Source organism: Streptomyces sp. NBC_00009 (assembly GCF_045040855.1).
GTDB classification, from domain to species: domain Bacteria; phylum Actinomycetota; class Actinomycetes; order Streptomycetales; family Streptomycetaceae; genus Streptomyces; species Streptomyces aureus.
The window spans coordinates 1,478,035-1,495,664 of record NZ_CP108312.1 but is presented as its reverse complement, the minus strand read 5'-3'; the positions used below and the strand labels follow the sequence as shown (position 1 = coordinate 1,495,664).

Genomic DNA, 17,630 nt, shown 5'->3' with positions numbered 1-17,630 from the left:
CCATGGGAACCACCGGTACACCCACGAACATCACGCAGGGCTCCAAGACCAAGGGCGGCATCGGCGAGTCCACGCTCCGCCCGGACGGCACCCTCAAGGTCACCGGCGAGTTCGCGTACTCGTCCGACATGTGGCACGAGGACATGCTGTGGGGCCAGATCCTGCGCTCCACGGTCGCCCACGCGGAGATCGTCTCCATCGACACCTCCGAGGCCCTCGCCCAGTCCGGCGTCTACGCCGTCCTGACCTACGACGACCTGCCCACGGCCGTGAAGAACTACGGCCTGGAGATCCAGGACACCCCGGTCCTCGCGCACGGCAAGGTCCGCCACCACGGCGAGCCCGTCGCCATCGTGGCCGCCGACCACCCGGAGACCGCGCGCCGCGCCGCCGCCAAGATCAAGGTGGAGTACCGCGAGCTGCCGGTCATCACGGACGAGGCGTCCGCGACCGCGCCCGACGCGATCCTCATCCACGAGGGCCGCGACGACCACCACATCGGTCACGTCCCGCACCCGAACATCGTGCACCGCCAGCCGATCATCCGCGGCAACGCGGACGAGGCCGCCAAGAGGGCCGACTTCGTCGTCAAGGGCGAGTACACCTTCGGCATGCAGGACCAGGCCTTCCTCGGCCCGGAGTCCGGCCTCGCCGTGCCCTCCGAGGACGGCGGCGTCGAACTGTACGTCGCCACCCAGTGGCTGCACTCGGACCTCAAGCAGATCGCCCCCGTCCTCGGCCTGCCCGAGGACAAGGTCCGCATGACGCTCTCCGGCGTCGGCGGCGCCTTCGGCGGCCGCGAGGACCTGTCGATGCAGATCCACGCCTGCCTCCTCGCGCTGCGCACTGGCAAGCCCGTCAAGATCGTCTACAACCGGTTCGAGTCGTTCTTCGGCCACGTCCACCGCCACCCCGCGAAGCTCACTTACGAGCACGGGGCGACGAAGGACGGCAAGCTCACGCACATGAAGTGCAGGATCGTCCTGGACGGCGGCGCCTACGCGTCCGCGTCCCCGGCGGTCGTCGGCAACGCCTCGTCCCTCGCGGTCGGTCCGTACGTCATCGAGGACGTCGACATCGAGGCGATCGCGCTCTACAGCAACAACCCGCCCTGCGGCGCCATGCGCGGCTTCGGCGCGGTCCAGGCGTGCTTCGCGTACGAGGCCCAGATGGACAAGCTCGCCGACAAGGTGGGCATGGACCGGGTCGCGTTCCGCCAGCTCAACGCGATGGAGCAGGGCACCCTGCTGCCGACCGGCCAGCCGGTCGACTCGCCGGCTCCCGTCGCCGAACTCCTGCGCCGCATCAAGGCGATGCCGATGCCGCCCGAGCGTCAGTGGGAGTCCTCCGAGGGCTCCGACGTGCGCCAGCTGCCCGGCGGTCTGTCCAACACCACGCACGGCGAAGGCGTCGTACGCGGTGTGGGCTACGCGGTCGGCATCAAGAACGTCGGCTTCTCCGAGGGCTTCGACGACTACTCGACCGCCCGTGTGCGCATGGAGGTCATCGGCGGCGAGCCCGTCGCGACCGTGCACACCGCGATGGCGGAGGTCGGCCAGGGAGGCGTCACCGTCCACGCGCAGATCGCCCGCACCGAGCTGGGCGTCGCACAGGTGACCATCCACCCGGCCGACACCCAGGTCGGCTCCGCGGGTTCGACGTCCGCGTCCCGTCAGACGTACGTCACCGGCGGCGCCGTCAAGAACTCCTGCGAGGCCGTGCGCGAGCAGGTCCTGGAGATCGGGCGCCGCAAGTTCGGCACCTACCACCCGGCGTGGGCCACCGCCGAACTGCTCCTGGAGGGCGGCAAGGTCGTCACCGACGGCGGTGAGGTCCTCGCGGACCTGGCCGACGTCCTCGAGGGCGAGGCCGTCGACGTGGAGCTGGAGTGGCGCCACCGCCCGACCGTGGCGTTCGACCTCGTCACCGGGCAGGGCAACGGCCATGTCCAGTACAGCTTCGCCGCGCACCGCGCCGTCGTCGAGGTCGACACCGAGCTCGGCCTCGTCAAGGTCATCGAACTGGCCTGTGCGCAGGACGTCGGCAAGGCGCTCAACCCGCTGTCCGTGATCGGCCAGATCCAGGGTGGCACCACCCAGGGCCTCGGCGTCGCGGTCATGGAGGAGATCATCGTCGACCCGAAGACCGCGAAGGTGCGCAACCCCTCCTTCACGGACTACCTGATCCCGACCATCCTCGACACGCCGACCATCCCGGTCGACGTGCTCGAACTCGCCGACGACCACGCCCCGTACGGGCTGCGCGGCATCGGCGAGGCCCCGACCCTGTCGTCCACGCCGGCCGTCCTCGCGGCGATCCGCAACGCGACGGGCCTGGAGCTCAACCGGACCCCGGTACGCCCCGAGCACCTCACGGGAACGGGCCCGGCCTGACAGCTCTCCGGACGGTGCGTGCCTCCCCGGAACGTCACACTTCCCAGCCCGCACCGTCCGGAGCCTTCAAGTACCGCACCGCTCGCGGTCCTTTCAGCACCACAGGCACCACAGCATCAACTCATCACCAGCAGCACGGTTTCTTGCGTAACACAGCTACGCATTACCCCGTTCGTCTCGGGCCGTCCCCCGGGTCGTGCAGCCACGCACCATCCCAAATCCCGCGAACTCCAACCACGTTCGTGCGGGTGTCCCTGTGAACCTTGGGAGTAGGCACCATGACCCAGCAGTCTCTGGAGCCGAAGACCACCGCCGAAGACGCGGGCGCAGGTTCGCGTCCGTCGGCCGGCAGGTCTTGGCTCGACCGGTACTTCCACATATCCGAACGAGGATCCACTGTCGCGCGTGAGGTGCGCGGCGGCGTCACGACCTTCATGGCCATGGCGTACATCCTGCTGCTCAACCCCCTGATCCTGTCCGGCAAGGACGCGGCGGGCGACACGATGGGCCAGAAGGCCCTCATCACCGCCACCGCCTTCGCCGCGGCGTTCACCACGCTCCTCATGGGCTTCGTCGGCAAGGTGCCGCTCGCACTCGCCGCCGGCCTCTCCGTCTCAGGTGTGATCTCCTCGCAGGTCGCCCCCGAGATGACGTGGCCGCAGGCCATGGGCATGTGCGTGATGTACGGCGTGGTGATCATGCTCCTGGTCGTCACCGGCCTCCGTGAGATGATCATGAACGCGATTCCGCTCGCGCTCAAGCACGGCATCACGATGGGCATCGGCCTCTTCATCGCCCTGATCGGCCTCTACAAGTCCGGCTTCGTACAGGTCGGCAAGGCCACCCCGCTCTCCCTCGGCGCCACGGGCGAACTGTCCGGCTGGCCCGTCCTGCTCTTCGCGGGCACCCTGCTCCTGATCTTCATGCTCCAGGCCCGCAACACCCCCGGCGCCATCCTCATCGGCATCATCACCGGCACCGTCGTCGCGATGATCCTCAACGCGCTCGACGTGATCAACCCCAAGCAGTGGGCCAACGGAGCCCCCGAGCTGCACGGCAGCGCGGTCTCCACGCCCGACTTCTCGCTCTTCGGCCATGTCGAGTTCGGCGGCTGGGGCAAGGTCGGCGCGATGACCGTCGGCATGATCGTCTTCACCCTGGTGCTCGCCGGCTTCTTCGACGCGATGGCCACCATCATCGGCGTCGGCACCGAGGCCAAGCTCGCCGACGACAAGGGCCGCATGCCGGGCCTCTCCAAGGCCCTGTTCATCGACGGAGCGGGCGGTGCCATCGGCGGCGTCGCCGGCGGCTCGGGCCAGACCGTGTTCGTCGAGTCCGCGACCGGCGTCGGCGAGGGAGCCCGCACAGGCCTCGCGTCCGCCGTGACCGGCCTGTTCTTCGCGGCCTGTCTGTTCTTCACCCCGCTCACCGCGATCGTGCCCCAGGAGGTCGCGTCCGCCGCGCTCGTCGTCATCGGCGCGATGATGATGATGAACGCCCGGCACGTCGACTGGGCGGACCGGGCCACCGCGATCCCGGTCTTCCTGACCGTGGTCCTGATGCCCTTCACGTACACCATCACCACCGGTGTGGCCGCGGGCGTCATCTCCTGGGTCGCCATCAAGATCGCCCAGGGCAAGGCCCGGGAGATCGGGGCCTTCATGTGGGGCCTCACGGCGATCTTCCTCGTGTACTTCGCCCTCAACCCGATCGAAGGATGGCTGGGCGTCCACTGACGCCCGGCCCGAGTGGGCCCCGCGCCCTCCACGCAACCGACAAGGAGACCTAGAGATGCTGGACATCGCCGAAGAGCTGCACCGGTGGGTCGAGCAGGGACGCGACTTCGCCGTGGCCACCGTGGTGGCCGTCGGCGGGAGCGCGCCCCGGCAGCCGGGAGCCGCACTCGCCGTCGACAGCGACGGCACAGCGATCGGCTCGGTCTCCGGCGGCTGCGTGGAGGGCGCCGTCTACGAACTGTGCCAACAGGCGCTCGAGGACGGCGAGACCGTCCTCGAACGCTTCGGCTACAGCGACGACGACGCCTTCGCCGTGGGGCTCACCTGCGGCGGAATCATCGACATCCTGGTCACCCCGGTTCGCGCGGGCACCCCGGGACGGGAGGTGCTCGCGGCGGCGCTGTCCGCCGCCGCCCGAGGAAGGGCGGCGGCGGTCGCGCGCATCACCCGGGGACCGGCCGAACTCATGGGCCGCGCCATCCTCGTACGCGACGACAGCGACTCCGGGAGCGACTCCGGGAGCGGCTTCGCAGGTGACTACGAGGGCAGCCTCGGCGGCCACCCCGAACTGGACCGCACCGCGGCCGGCGAGGCCCGCGCGCTCCTCGACGCCGGACGCACCGGCACGGTGGAGATCGGCGAGAGCGGCTCGCGCTGCGGTCAGCCCCTCACCCTCCTCGTCGAGTCGTCCGTCCCCCCGCCCCGCATGATCGTCTTCGGGGCCATCGACTTCGCGGCGGCGCTCGTCAGGATCGGCAAGTTCCTCGGCTACCACGTGACGGTGTGCGACGCGCGCCCCGTCTTCGCGACGCCGGCCCGCTTCCCCGACGCCGACGACATCGTCGTGGAGTGGCCCCACAAGTACCTGGAGCGCACGCGGACGGACGGACGCACCGTCCTGTGCGTCCTCACCCACGACGCCAAGTTCGACGTCCCGCTCCTCCAGCTCGCGCTGCGCCTGCCCGTCGCCTACGTCGGCGCGATGGGCTCCCGCCGCACCCACCTCGACCGCAACGAACGCCTGCGTGACGTCGGCGTCACCGAGCTCGAACTGGCGCGCCTGCGCTCGCCGATCGGCCTCGACCTCGGCGCCCGCACCCCCGAGGAGACAGCCCTGTCCATCGCGTCCGAGATCGTCGCCAACCGGCGCGGCGGCAGCGGCGTCGCGCTGACGGGCGCCCACACACCGATTCACCCCGACGGAGTGCGGGCGCCCTCCGGGCGGATCGGGTCCGTGGCCTGACCGGCTTCACCAGCCTGACCGGCTTCACCGGCCTCAAGCCCGAGCGCCGACTCCCGGGCGGATCCGAGCAGCTGGTCGAGCGCTACGACGAGCATCCGATGCGCCAAGTCCCGTACGAACAAAGGCTGTTCGTACGAGAACCCCGGCTCGTTCGTCGCCTCGGCGACACGGGCGAGACGCCCGAGGACCGCGTCGAGGCGGTCGCGGGCCTCCTCGCCGAGGGTGTCGTGGCGCGAGGTCAGGAGCGCCTTGAGATCACCCTGTGCCCGGTCGGCCTGCTCCCTGATGAGCCCGAGAGTCCTGGCGCTGACCGACCCTGCCTCGTGCTCCCTGAGCTCTCCCAGCCGGTCCCCGAAGGTGCCGTGGAGGTCGATGAGGAGCGCCGGGAGCGTGTCCGGCAGTTCTTCCGTGGGAGTCTCGGGGGCTGCATCCGGGAGTGACTCGCCGGCGGCTTCGGGCGAGGGTGCAGCGGACTCCCGTGCGGGTGTGGGGGCGGGGATGCGTACGGGGTCCGGCGCGGACTTCGCTTCCGGCTTCGCTTCGGGCGGTGCCATCTGTTCCGGCAGCTTCACCGCGGCCACCACCGCCTCCACCACCGTCGGTTCGGCCTCCCGTGGCCCCGGCACGAACTTCACCTGACCCGGCTCGTACGCGTCGGCCGGCCCCAGATACGCGCCGGCCGCCTCCGCCGCGAGCCGGAAGAACCACCACCGGTCCCGCGCGTCGTACCGGACGCGGGCCGTGAACATCAGCGCGCACGCCTGCATCGACAGGAGCCACTGACCGGTCCACTGGCCCGAGATGGTGCGCTGGTGCAGCCAGCCGTCCGGCGCCCTGCGCACCTCGTCGACGGTCCGTGCGAGGCCCTGCGGGATCAGCAGGCCGGGGGTGTCCCGGCCGACGAGCAGGTCGAGGAGTTCGGCGCGGGCGTCGTCGGACATGTGCGGCAGGAAGTCGGCCACCAGGCAGAGCAGCAGATGCATGGGGTCACGGGCTAGCAGCGCCCGCTCGTCGAAGCGCGACAGGTCGATCAGGACGTAGCGGCCGATGTCCGCGTCGGGCTCCTTGGGCACCATGATGTTGCCCGGGTGCAGATCGCCGTGGGCCCGGCCGCGCATCGGATAGTCGAGGGTGCGCTCCGCGAGCGGGCAACTGCCCGTCAGATGTACGGGGTTGGGCAAGGGGGCGGCGTTCGCGCGGCCCGGTCTGATCCAGGCGGTTTCGAGGTCGAGGCCCAGTTTGTCGCGGACCCAGACGGCCAGTGGTTCCGCCGGTTCGAGGCGCTGGTCGAGGAGCTCGGAGACGAACGCGGCCGCCGTCATCTCCCCGTCCGACTTCTCGTCCGGGTTCCAGTCGGCCAGCAGGGACCGCGTGATCTGCGCCGCGACGCCGGGCAGGCGCCGCTGCCGCAGGATCGTGCTGAGCGTCATCATGGTCTCGTCGTTGCCCGCGAAGCCCTGGAACATCAGCCAGGCGTCGTCCACCGGCATCGGATCGTAGAGCTGCTCCACGAGATGGTCGCGGGCGAACGAGGGATCGCCGTTCGGCAGGGACCGCCTCGCGGCGATGAGCCGTCCCGGTTCCATCGAGGAGTCGCCGTCCGGGGAGCAGAGCTTGATGATCATCCGGCGTGTGGTGCGCCCAGGATCGCTGTCCCGGACGAACACGGAGGCCAGGGACGCGCCGCTGCCCCCGGTGTCGAGCCAGGCCGGGGCGGTCAGCGGGCGGTGGTTCTGCTGCTGCCACTGGTCGAGCAGCGCGGCAGTGCGCGCACCGAACCGGGCGAACTGGGGGGAGCGGTCCATCAATTCAGTATCACCGCAAGGACCGCGCGCGTGTTCGCCCTCGCGTGATATCTCCTGCGAGGAGGACGAGAAGGGGGAGGCGACGATGGCACGTCTCAGGGGGAGCAGGCGCCCGAGGTGGCGCCCGGCGCCGGGTGACACGGTCGACGCGGCACGGCTGCGCGAGGAGATCACCGGGCACGAGGACGGCACCGGCGGCCCGCTCAGATTCGAGGGGCTGCGCGTACGCGGCCGGCTGGACCTGTCCCGCTGCCGCGTCGACTCCGTGCTCGAACTGGTCGACTGCGTCTTCGACGAGCCACTCCGCTTCGCCGAACTCACCGTCGGTGCACTGGACTTGTCGGGGTCGAAAGCGCCTGCCCTGCACGCGAACCGGGTCACCGTCGACGGCGACCTGCGGCTGTCCGGGGCCACGCTCGGCAGCGGAACGCCCGTACCCCGGCCGCTGACCGGCCCGCCCGCGGCCGGAGACGGCCCCCGAGTGCCGCGCCGGCTGCCGGAGGACTCCACCTCGGCCGTGGTCGAACTGGCCGACGCGCGCATAGACGGCAACCTCGTCGTCGAACAGCTCACCGTCGCCGACTCGGGCCCCTGGTCCCTGCTCGCCCCCCGCCTGAACGTGTCGGGCTCGGTCCACGCGCGCGGCCTCACCGCCTCCGGCGCCCTCTATCTGAGGGACGCCCAGATCGCCTACGCCCTCAACCTCAACGGCGCGGACGTCGGCGGCCTGGACGGCACCGGACTCGCCTGCGGTCGCGGCCTGTACGCCGACTGGGGCTTCCGCAGCGCCGGGCAGGTGCTGCTGCGCGCCGCCACGATCGAGGGCGTGGTCACGTTCCACGACAGCGTCATCGACGCGCCCGCGGGCGCGCTGCTCCTGAGCCGGCTCCGGGTGCCGCGGCTCCGCCTCGATCTGCGCGAACCACCGGCGGGCGCGGTGGTCCTCCAGGACGCGGCCGTCGACGTACTCGTGGACTCGGCCGCCACCTGGCCCGCCCCGGGCCGGCTCAACCTCGAGGGCTTCACGTACAAGCGCCTCGAAACCGCCGGCCCCCCCGAAAGCGCTGACGTCCGCACCCGCATCGGCTGGCTGACCCGCGACCCGAACGCGGGTGCGGGATCCTTCGAGCAGCTGGCGATGTCGTACGAGAGCGCGGGCGACGAGCGGTCCGCGCGCATCGTGCGGCACGCCAGGGAGCGCCATGTGCGCCGCCTCGACCGGCTGTCGGGGCGCGCCTGGGGCCTGGTCCAGGACCTGCTGTTCGGATACGGCTACGCCCCGCGCCGGGCGCTCGTCTGGCTGCTCTCCCTGGCCGCCGCGGGTTCCCTGTGGTTCGCGTACCACGAGCCGCGCGCGGTCGGCGGCTCCGGGCAGCGGACCTGGGACCCGGTCCTGTACAGCGTCGACCTGCTCATCCCCGTGGCGAGCCTCGGCTACCGCGGGTCCTGGGATCCGCAGGGCGCGGGCAAGGCCGTCGCCGTCTTCCTCGTGGTCTCCGGCTGGACGCTGGCGACGGCGGTCCTCGCGGGCGCCAGACGCGTCATCGGAAGAGGGTGAGTGATCAGAAGAAGGTGAGTGATCGTCGGGGGGGAGGGGGGAGGTCTCAATGCCCGTACTGCAGGAGCTTTTTGACGGCACGTCCGAACATCATGCGGCCCGCCCTCGCGAGCAGCGGGTCGCACCATCGCGGCAGGGGGCCTACGCGGATCTCCTCGCGCCACGCGACGAGGGACCCGGCGCTGTACGGCGCCACCTCGATCTCGGCCCAGCCCGTGACGAAGGTGCCGCGCTTCTCCAGTCGGCACCGCCCGGCCGAATCGCCGTACGGGGGTGCCCAGTCGACGACCTCCATCGGGTCGTCGAAGGTGAGGCGCCCGACGCCGGTCCGCGGCACGAAGACGGTGCCCTCGCCGGTCGGGGGCGGGGTCGCGAGCCTGACGCGGGTGAGGGGGACGACGTCCCCGTGCCGCTCCCAGTCCGTCATGCGGCGCCACGCCTCGGCGGCGGAAAGCGGCGATTCACGGGTGATTCGGAAGAAGGCCACGCCCGGATCCTAGAACCGCGGGCGCCCTTCCCGGTGGCGCCCGGCGCGCGCCGGATCTCCGTGCTTCCTAACTCCTAAGACCCTACGATCTGTTGTGCCAATTTGATCATGAACTCCCCACACCGGCTGGAGCGCCACATGGCACACGTCCCCCACGTCATCGACCCCGCGGGCCGGGGCCTCCACGCGGAGGCCGACCTGCTGCGCACGCGCGGCACCGCCGCACTCGTCGAACTCCCGGGCGGCATACGGGCCTGGGCCCCGACCCAGTACACGGTCCTCAAGCAGCTCCTCGCCGACGACCGCGTGTCCAAGGACCCCAACCAGCACTGGCCCGCCTGGATGAACGGCGAGTTCCGCGAGACCTGGGTCAACTCCTGGGTGGGCGTGACCAACATGTTCACCGCCTACGGCAGCAACCACCGCCGCCTGCGCAAACTGATCTCGCCCGCGTTCACCAAGCGCCGCACCGACGGCCTGCGCCCCCGCATCGAGGAGCTGACCGCCGGCCTCCTCGACCGGATGGCCGAGTCACCCGACGGCCGCGTCGACCTGCGCGCCGCATACGCGCACCCGCTGCCCATGCAGGTCATCTGCGAGCTGTTCGGGCTGCCCGAGGACCGGCAGGCCGATGCCGCCCGCCTCATCGCCGGCATCATGGACACCACCGTCACACCCGAACAGGCCATGGCCATCTGGCAGGAGGTGCAGGAGCTCCTCGGGGGCCTGGTCGCCCTCAAGCGCGAGACGCCCGCCGACGACCTCACCAGCGTCCTGATCGCCACCCGCGACGAAGAGGACGGCTCGGGCCTGACCGAGCAGGAGCTCATCGACACGCTGCTGCTCGTCATCGGCGCCGGCCACGAGACGACCGTCAACCTCATCGGCAACGCCGTGCAGGCCCTGCTCAGCCACCCCGACCAGCTGGCCCGTGTACTCGCGGGCGAGATCCCGTGGAGCGACGTGATCGAGGAGACCCTGCGCTGGGCCCCCTCGATCGCCAACCTGCCGCTGCGGTACGCCGTCGAGGACATCGAGCTGCCCGACGGCGTCAAGATCCCCCAGGGCGACCCGATCCTCGCGACGTACGCCTCGGCCGGGCGCGACCCGCTCCGCCACGGCGACGACGCGGGATCCTTCGACGTCACGCGCGTGGACAAGGAGCACCTCGCCTTCGGGTACGGCGTTCACTTCTGCGTCGGTGCCCCGCTCGCCCGGCTCGAAGCGGCGATCGCGCTGCCCGCTCTGTTCGAGCGCTTCCCCGGCCTCGCCCTCGACGCGAGTGAGGGCGCGGCCCCGCACGTGGAGTCCTTCATCGGCTACGGCTACAGCGAGTTGAGGGTCATCGTGTAGGGCCCCGTGTGAGGCGGGGGAGGCGGGTCAGGGCCTGTAGATCTTGCCCGGCTCGGCCTCCCCCGGCGCGAAGAGCTGCGGCACGGTCACGAACACGTAGCCCTTCGCCTTGAGTTCGTTGATGACGCCGGGCACCGCGGGCACGGTGCCCTTGTAGATGTCGTGCAGCAGGATGATGCCGTCACGCTTCGTCTGGTCGACGACGCGCTTCCTGATCAGGGCCGAGTCGTTCGTCGTGTAGTCCTTGGCCGTCACGCTCCACAGGATCTGGGCGAGCCCCCCCTTCTCGGCGAGCTCGCTGACGTGGTTGTTCGTGCGTCCCTGCGGCGGCCGCATCAGCGTCGGCCGTTTCCCGGTCAGCTTCTCTATCGCGTCGTCCGGCCGCTCGAACTCCTCCCGTATCTGCGCGTCGCCGATGTCGGTGAGGATCTTGTGGTCCCAGGTGTGGCTCGCGACCTCGTGCCCCTCGCGCTCCATGCGTCTGACCAGCTCCGGGTACTTCGCGATGTGGTTCCTGCCGAGCAGGAAGAACGTCGCCGGGACGTGCTTCTCCTTCAGGATGTCGAGCAGCCGCGCGCTGTTCTCGCTCGGGCCCGCGTCGAACGTGAGCGCTACGCACTTCGCCTTGCGGCAGTCGACGGTCCCCAGCGAGGCCCCCGCGTTCTTGGCGTCCGCGTGGCTCCTGTCGGCCCTGGCCCCGCTCGGGGCGGTCGTGTCGTACGACGTGCAGCCGCTCAGGCCGAAGGTCAGGGCGCCGGCGGTGAAGAGCGCGGCGGCGGCGTGGAACGCGGCCCTGGTTTTCCTCATCTTCTGAATCGCGGTAGGCATGCGAGGACTATACGTAGTGTGTATACGCGAGATGTATAGTCGGGGTGTATAGCCGTCTGGCCTGCGGCGATGCCGTTGGACGGGTATTGATCCGCCCGGTGGTCGCGGCGGGGAGGGCCCGACCGGGGCGTGCGCGCACGATTGACAGCGCGTGCGCCGTTGCGGATGGTGTCCCTCTGGCACGACGCCTGACGGTTGGGGGACCGAGATGGGTGTGGGGGACGGGCACGCGGGGTCGGGATCCGGGTCGGATTCGGAATCGAGGTCAGGGGCGCCCGCCACGACGGGGTCGGCGTCCGGGCCGGCCGCACCCCAACCGCCAAGCCCCTCACCGCCGCAGGGGTACCCCGCCGCACCGCCTCCGCCCACCCATCCGCCGACGTTCGGACCACCACCACCGCCACCACCACCGGTGGCCCCCGCGCCCAAGGCTCCCGTCGATCCCGTGCGGGCCGTGGCCGCCGGCCTGCTCAACCTCACCGGACTCGGGGCCGGTTACTTTCTCCTGCGGCGCTGGGTCCTGGCCGCCGTCTGTCTCGCCGCCACCGCCGCGCTGCTCGTACTCGCGCTGCCCGCCGAACCTGACGGCGTACCGGCCGGACTGCTCGTCGGGTACGGGCTCCTCCTGCTCGTCGCCGCCCTGGACGGCGCGCGGCGGGCCGCAACTACCCCGCTACGCAGTCCAGTTGTGGCGATGGCTCTCGGAATCGTGCTGCTCGCCGTGCCCGCCGGAGGCGTCGTCGCGTACGACGCGGCGCGCGACGACGCCGTGGAGGAGATGCTGCTCGGCCGCCTCGACGACGCCGACGCGCTCGTCGCGAAGGCCGCCGCACGCACCTCGTTCGCCGAGGGCCGCGCCGACTACACCACCGCGCTCGCCCACTACCGCGAACTCGCCCACGACCACGCAGGATCCAAGGCCGCCGGACTCGTCCCCGACCGGCTCGACGCCTACTACAAGGCCGTCGCCAAGCCGTACACGGACAAGAAGGACTGCGAGGCGATCGAGCCGCTCACCTATCTGCGGACCGTGCCCGGCAAGCACATGGACCGCGACGTGCTCGGCTCCCTCGCCACCTGGCCCGACAAACCCCTCGCCGCCTCCCTGTACGCGTGCGGCACCGGCAGACTCGGCACCGAGACTGCCGGGTCCGACGGCGGTGAACTCGGCCAACTCCTGCGTACGTTCCCGAAGTCGGAGCAGGCGGGACAGGTGGGAGGCGCCCTGCGCGAAGCCGTCGCCGCACGCGACCGAAGTCTCGGCGGCGCCGAACCCTGCACCGCCACGGACGAACTGCGCAGCATCGGTCAGACGGCCGACGCGCTCCCGGACGATGCGGGGGCGGGCGTGGCGGCCGATGTCGACAAGGCCGTCGAGAAGGGCGTCTACGCCTGCGGGGTCGACGAGTTCAAGGACAAGAAGTTCGGCGACGCCCGCAAGACTCTGGCCGACTTCGCGGACACGTACAAGAACAGCAAGCGCCGGGCCAGGGCCGAGGACATCGCGATCGCCGCCGAGATCGCCGGGCTGCGGCCCGCCGCCGGCAACCACCTTCCGCCCGCCGGGAGTCCGGGCGGCGCCCGGATGACGCTCGTCGTCAGCAACGACGGCCCCGGCCCCGTCGAGGTCCTCTACACGGGCCCGGTCACCGGCAGCGTCAAGCTGGCCGCCTGCGGCTCCTGCACGATGTACTCGAGCGAGTCGGCGGGCAGGAACAAGGCCTGCAAGGCGAACAGGAAGTACCCGAAGGCCACGATCCGACTGCCCGCCGGGAGCTATCACTTCCTCCACAAGCACAGCGCGGACACGACAGCGGCCATCTCCGACCGCGCCGCCGGGAGCGAGATCAGGCCGGGATACTCGTACACGCAGTGCAGTTACGTCGTGCGCGGCGGTGGTCTGTGATCGGCTGACCCCTCGCCGGGCGGCGCCGCGTGCGGGACGGGGCAGCCGCGCAGGCCCGGCGTCGGGAACGTGCCGAGCTCACTGACGCGGTAGCCCGTCGGATAGCTCTTGATCTCCCAGTTCTGGCGGGCCTGGTGCGGCGCGCGGCGGGGCGGCAGCAGACGTACCGCACGGCCGCGCAGGCGGACGGCGCCCCGGACGAGCGTGCGCGTGAGAGGGCTCGGTGGCTCGTAGTCGAAGGCGCGCAGGAGCGGCTCGTCGAGCAGCGCGACCGTCGCCTTCTTCAAGACCGGTTCCAGGACGCCCGGATACCAGGACGCCATGAGGGTGAGCGTCGCGTCCGACACCCGCCGTCCGGCTTCGTCCCGGCCGAAGTGCTCGGCCTCGTACGTGTCGAGGCAGGTCTCGAACTCCTCGTAGGACTCCGGGATGCCCTGGATTCCCATGTGCCGGCCCAGCGCGCGGTAGTAGTGCGCCGAGGCGATCACCTCGTGGCGCGAGAGGCGGCGCCAGCCGTAGGTGTCGATCCAGCGTTTGGGCACGACGACGAACGTGCACAGGACGTAGCGCATGTCGTCGTTGCTGATGTCGTAGCTTCGGTGCATCTGGTTGATGCGGCGGATCGCCGTGCGCCCCTGGATGCTGTCGAAGCCGTGCTCGACGACGGTGTCGAGCAGCAGCGAGGTGTCGTCGTACCGCTTCTGCGAACGTTCCGTCAGTTCGGCTGTACGGTCGAGCAGTTGGCCGATGCTCGGTACGGCGTAGGTGCGGTAGAGCGCCAGCTCCAGTGCCCGCGTGAGGTCCCACGGGAATTCGTAGGTGGCGGTCAGCCGGTAGATCGTCAGCCAGTCCCGGTCCGGGTCGAGCCGCCGGATCTGCCGGAGCCGTTCGTAGCGCTGCATGCCATCCCCCATCTGTGGCCGGGAGATCAACCCTACGGCGCCGCCGCCGCACCGGGACCGGTTCGGCGCGGTATGAATTCCGCCGGTGAAGTGCGGGGCGGCGCACGGGAGTTCGCGTGCCGTTGAGAGGGGCCGGGTCAGGCCTCGACCGGTACGCGGCCGGCGGCCTCGGCCTCCCGGCTCAGGCCGAGCTGCTCCGCGGGCACCCGGTGCGTCTCGCGCGCGGTGAGGGCCGCGATGACCGGCGGCACGCAGAGCGCCGTGGTGAACAGGGCGACCGCGGACCAGTCGTCGCCGCCGGGACCCGCGATCTGCGCGGCGAACGTCACGGCGAACCCGGCCACCGCGAAGCCGATCTGCGTACCGATCGCCACACCGGAGAGCCGCACGCGGGTCGAGAACATCTCGCCGTAGAAGGACGGCCAGACACCGTTGGCCGCGCTGTACACGACGCCGAAGGTGAGGATGCCGAGGACGAGGACCAGCGGGTACGACCCCGTGCTGATCGCCCACAGGTAGCAGGCCATCAGCACGGCGCTGCCGACGGCGCCCACGAGGTAGACCGGCCTGCGGCCGATACGGTCCGAGAGCTTCGCCCAGAGCGGGATCGCGCCGAGGGCCGCGACGTTGGCGAGAGCGCCCACCCACAGCATCCCGGACCGGTCCATGCCCACCGAGTCGCTCGTCGCGTACGACAGGGCCCACACGGTGAAGATCGTGCTCACGGAGGCGATCAGGGATCCGGCGACTACGCGCAGGACGTCGGCCCAGTGGTCGCGCAGCAGGACGGCCAGCGGCAGCTTCACGACGCCCTCGGTCGCGGCCTGCTTGGCGAAGGCCGGGGTCTCCTCCAGAGAGCGCCGGATCGCGTACCCGGCGACGGCGACGGCGACGCTCAGCCAGAACGGGACGCGCCAGCCCCACGAGAGCAGCTGGTCCTCGGGCAGGGCCGCGACCGGGATGAAGACGAGGGTGGCGATGAGCTGGCCGGCCTGGGTGCCGCTGAGGGTGAAGCTGGTGAAGAAGCCGCGGCGGCCCGGTGGTGCGTGTTCCAGCGTCATCGAGCTCGCGCTCGCCTGCTCGCCCGCGGCGGAGATGCCCTGGAGCACTCGGCACAGCACGAGCAGCACGGGGGCGAGCGAGCCGACCTGCGCGCGGCTCGGGAGACAGCCGATGAGGAACGTCGACAGACCCATGAGGATCAGCGTGAAGACCATGATCTTCTTGCGGCCGAGCCGGTCGCCGATGTGGCCGAGGAAGAGCGCGCCGACCGGGCGGGCAGCGTAGGCGACGCCGAAGGTGGCGAGGGAGAGCAGCGTCGCGTTCGCCGGGTCGGACTCGTCGAAGAAGACCTTGGGGAAGATCAGCGCGGCGGCGCTGCCGTAGATGAAGAAGTCGTAGTACTCCAGGGCGCTGCCGGTCCAGGCCGCGAGCGCTGCCTTGCGAGGCTGGCCCTCGGGGGCCTGTGGCGGCGCGGCGGCGCCGGGGGAGGGGACGGTCACGGCGTACTCCTAGGGGGACACTTCGGCGATGAAGCGAGCGGAGGGGTGCGGGGTGGTGTCGTGGTGTCTTTCGCCGGCCCTGGGGTGGAGGCGATGCGGCTAATTAACCCACTGGGTAGTTAGTAGCGGATGGCTACGGATGTTGCGCTGGCGTTACCCGCGTGTCAAGAGGTGGGCCGCGAAAACTTCCGCACGGGGTGCCCGCCCGGCACCCGGCCTCAGTCCGCGGTGCGGTCCGCCGTCAGATAGGAGATGACCATGTCGCCGAGCATGGTCCGGTAGTGCTCGCGCCGCTCCGCCGCCACCAGGTCACGGCCGAAGAGCGCGCCGAACGTATGCCGGTTCGAGACCCGGAAGAAGCAGAACGAGCTGATCATCGCGTGCAGGTCGACGGCGTCGATCTCGGCCGTGAACAGGCCCGACGCGCGCCCGGCGTCGAGGATGCGCCGGATCACCTCGATCGCGGGCGAATTGAGCGCGCCGAGCTGCTCGGAAGCGGCGATGTGCTCCGCCTCGTGGATGTTCTCGATCGCGACCAGGCGGATGAAGTCGGGGTGCGCCTCATGGTGGTCGAAGGTGAGCTCGGCGAGCCGGCGGATGGCCGCGACCGGGTCCAGGTGGTCTACGTCGACCTCCTGCTCGGCCTGCCGGATCGCCGAGTACGCGTGCTCCAGAACCGCCGTGAACAGCTGTTCCTTGCCGCCGAAGTAGTAGTAGATCATCCGCTTCGTGGTGCGGGTGCGGGCCGCGATCTCGTCGACGCGGGCGCCCGTGTAGCCGGCGCGGGCGAACTCCTGGGTGGCGACGTCGAGGATCTCGGCCCTGGTGCGGGCGGCGTCGCGGATCCGTCCGGCGGGTCGCGTCGGCTCTTCGACTGTGGCCATGCGTTCCTCCGGGTCGGTTCGGTGCTGGTGATTGTAGAAGCAGCGCCCGGGCCGGTGGGCGGCTGCCCTTTCCAGGATGCCGCCTTCCTGGTATTACTAACGAACCAGTTCGTACATTAGGAGAAACGGTGCCTCAGGACTCCTGCCTCGTCGGCCTGATCGGTTCGGGCATCGGCCCCTCGCTGAGCCCCGCGCTCCATGAGCGGGAGGCCGACCGCCAGGGCCTGCGCTATCTCTACCGGCTGATCGACATCGACCCCCTGGGTGTCACCCCCGACCAGGTCGGCGACCTGGTCAGGGCGGCCCGGGTCGTGGGCTACGACGGCCTGAACATCACCCACCCCTGCAAGCAGCTCGTCATCCCGCACCTCGACGAGCTCGCCCCGCAGGCCGAGGCGCTCGGCGCCGTCAACACCGTCGTGTTCGAGGGCGGGCGCGCCGTCGGCCACAACACCGACGTCACCGGATTCGCGGCGTCGTTCGCCCGTGGCCTGCCCGACGCCCCGCTCGACCGCGTCGTGCAGCTCGGCGCGGGCGGCGCGGGCGCGGCCGTCGCGCACGCCGTGCTCACCCTGGGCGGCGGCCACCTCACCGTCGTGGACGCGATGCCCGAACGCGCCGCGGACCTGGCCGCGTCGCTGAACCGGCACTTCGGCGAGGGCCGCGCGTCCGCCGGGACCCCGGACCGCATCGAGGAGCCCCTCGCCCGCGCCGACGGCCTCGTCCACGCCACACCCACCGGCATGGCCGCCCACCCCGGACTTCCGCTCCCCGCCCGGCTCCTGCGCCCGTCCCTGTGGGTCGCGGAAGTCGTCTACCGGCCGCTGGAGACGGAACTGCTGGGCACCGCAAGGGAGTTGGGCTGCGCCACGCTCGACGGCGGAGGTATGGCGGTGTTCCAGGCCGCCGACGCGTTCCGGCTCTTCACGCGCCGCGAGCCGGACAGTACGCGGATGCTCGCGGACATCGCCGAACTGGCGGGCGCGGCGGCCGCACGGGGCTGACCCGAGCCCGTCACTCATAGCCACCCCCG

General features: G+C 70.9%; 13 protein-coding genes. 7 read left to right on the top strand and 6 right to left on the bottom strand.

The window, feature by feature from the left end:
• Positions 1-2 precede the first annotated feature (2 nt).
• The 3 genes from OHA58_RS06735 (at position 3) to OHA58_RS06725 (ending at position 5,372) form a co-directional block, all read left to right on the top strand.
• Entirely contained in the window at positions 3-2,393 is a 2,391-nt protein-coding gene (locus OHA58_RS06735) for a xanthine dehydrogenase family protein molybdopterin-binding subunit (protein WP_405477362.1), read from the top strand.
• Positions 2,394-2,671: 278 nt separating this feature from the next.
• Positions 2,672-4,129 carry an NCS2 family permease gene (locus OHA58_RS06730; RefSeq protein WP_405477360.1) on the top strand — a complete coding sequence of 486 codons (1,458 nt, stop codon included), beginning with the start codon at positions 2,672-2,674 and terminating at the stop codon, positions 4,127-4,129.
• A 55-nt stretch (positions 4,130-4,184) separates the two neighbouring features.
• Positions 4,185-5,372 carry an XdhC family protein gene (locus OHA58_RS06725; protein ID WP_405477358.1) on the top strand — a complete coding sequence of 396 codons (1,188 nt, stop codon included), beginning with the start codon at positions 4,185-4,187 and terminating at the stop codon, positions 5,370-5,372.
• Here the strand turns inward: OHA58_RS06725 and OHA58_RS06720 are convergent.
• The gene (locus OHA58_RS06720; RefSeq protein WP_405477356.1) at positions 5,321-7,177 is read right to left on the bottom strand and encodes a hypothetical protein; all 1,857 of its coding nucleotides are present in this window, start codon (positions 7,175-7,177) and stop codon (positions 5,321-5,323) included. The genes OHA58_RS06725 and OHA58_RS06720 overlap by 52 nt on opposite strands.
• An 85-nt stretch (positions 7,178-7,262) precedes the next feature.
• Between OHA58_RS06720 and OHA58_RS06715 the strand changes: the two genes are divergently transcribed.
• Entirely contained in the window at positions 7,263-8,735 is a 1,473-nt protein-coding gene (locus tag OHA58_RS06715) for a hypothetical protein (RefSeq protein WP_405477353.1), read from the top strand.
• Between the two features lie 46 nt (positions 8,736-8,781).
• Here OHA58_RS06715 and OHA58_RS06710 read toward each other — a convergent pair whose 3' ends face one another.
• Positions 8,782-9,222: an SRPBCC family protein gene (locus OHA58_RS06710; protein ID WP_405477351.1), complete on the bottom strand. Its 441-nt coding sequence runs from the start codon at positions 9,220-9,222 to the stop codon at positions 8,782-8,784.
• Positions 9,223-9,360: 138 nt separating this feature from the next.
• Here OHA58_RS06710 and OHA58_RS06705 point away from each other — a divergent pair, with 138 nt between their 5' ends.
• Entirely contained in the window at positions 9,361-10,575 is a 1,215-nt protein-coding gene (locus OHA58_RS06705; RefSeq protein ID WP_405477349.1) for a cytochrome P450, read from the top strand.
• Between the two features lie 27 nt (positions 10,576-10,602).
• Here the strand turns inward: OHA58_RS06705 and OHA58_RS06700 are convergent, their stop codons facing one another.
• Positions 10,603-11,403 (bottom strand): polysaccharide deacetylase family protein, encoded by an 801-nt coding sequence (locus tag OHA58_RS06700; RefSeq protein ID WP_405477347.1) that lies wholly within the window; start codon positions 11,401-11,403, stop codon positions 10,603-10,605.
• Between the two features lie 454 nt (positions 11,404-11,857).
• On the opposite strand from OHA58_RS06700, the gene OHA58_RS06695 reads away from it, so the two are divergent.
• Positions 11,858-13,309, top strand: coding sequence for a hypothetical protein (locus OHA58_RS06695; RefSeq protein ID WP_405477345.1), 1,452 nt, complete (start codon positions 11,858-11,860; stop codon positions 13,307-13,309).
• Here OHA58_RS06695 and OHA58_RS06690 read toward each other — a convergent pair.
• The 3 genes from OHA58_RS06690 to OHA58_RS06680 form a co-directional block, all read right to left on the bottom strand.
• Positions 13,282-14,211, bottom strand: a complete 930-nt coding sequence (locus tag OHA58_RS06690; RefSeq protein WP_405477343.1) for an oxygenase MpaB family protein — start codon at positions 14,209-14,211, stop codon at positions 13,282-13,284. The genes OHA58_RS06695 and OHA58_RS06690 overlap by 28 nt on opposite strands.
• Positions 14,212-14,348: 137 nt before the next feature.
• Positions 14,349-15,713, bottom strand: coding sequence for an MFS transporter (locus OHA58_RS06685; RefSeq protein WP_405477341.1), 1,365 nt, complete (start codon positions 15,711-15,713; stop codon positions 14,349-14,351).
• A gap of 218 nt (positions 15,714-15,931) precedes the next feature.
• Complete coding sequence (locus OHA58_RS06680; protein WP_405477340.1) at positions 15,932-16,597, bottom strand: TetR family transcriptional regulator; 666 nt, start codon at positions 16,595-16,597, stop codon at positions 15,932-15,934.
• Between the two features lie 128 nt (positions 16,598-16,725).
• Between OHA58_RS06680 and OHA58_RS06675 the strand changes: the two genes are divergently transcribed.
• Complete coding sequence (locus tag OHA58_RS06675) at positions 16,726-17,601, top strand: shikimate dehydrogenase (RefSeq protein WP_405477338.1); 876 nt, start codon at positions 16,726-16,728, stop codon at positions 17,599-17,601.
• Positions 17,602-17,630 lie beyond the last annotated feature (29 nt).

Excerpts from the sequence above, each read along its gene's own strand:
- OHA58_RS06735 (WP_405477362.1), top strand. The coding sequence starts at position 3 with ATGGGAACCACCGGTACACCCACGAACATCACGCAGGGCTCCAAGACC.
- OHA58_RS06730 (WP_405477360.1), top strand. The coding sequence starts at position 2,672 with ATGACCCAGCAGTCTCTGGAGCCGAAGACCACCGCCGAAGACGCGGGC.
- OHA58_RS06725 (WP_405477358.1), top strand. The coding sequence starts at position 4,185 with ATGCTGGACATCGCCGAAGAGCTGCACCGGTGGGTCGAGCAGGGACGC.
- OHA58_RS06720 (WP_405477356.1), bottom strand. The coding sequence starts at position 7,177 with ATGGACCGCTCCCCCCAGTTCGCCCGGTTCGGTGCGCGCACTGCCGCG.
- OHA58_RS06715 (WP_405477353.1), top strand. The coding sequence starts at position 7,263 with ATGGCACGTCTCAGGGGGAGCAGGCGCCCGAGGTGGCGCCCGGCGCCG.
- OHA58_RS06705 (WP_405477349.1), top strand. The coding sequence starts at position 9,361 with ATGGCACACGTCCCCCACGTCATCGACCCCGCGGGCCGGGGCCTCCAC.
- OHA58_RS06700 (WP_405477347.1), bottom strand. The coding sequence starts at position 11,403 with ATGCCTACCGCGATTCAGAAGATGAGGAAAACCAGGGCCGCGTTCCAC.
- OHA58_RS06690 (WP_405477343.1), bottom strand. The coding sequence starts at position 14,211 with ATGCAGCGCTACGAACGGCTCCGGCAGATCCGGCGGCTCGACCCGGAC.
- OHA58_RS06680 (WP_405477340.1), bottom strand. The coding sequence starts at position 16,597 with ATGGCCACAGTCGAAGAGCCGACGCGACCCGCCGGACGGATCCGCGAC.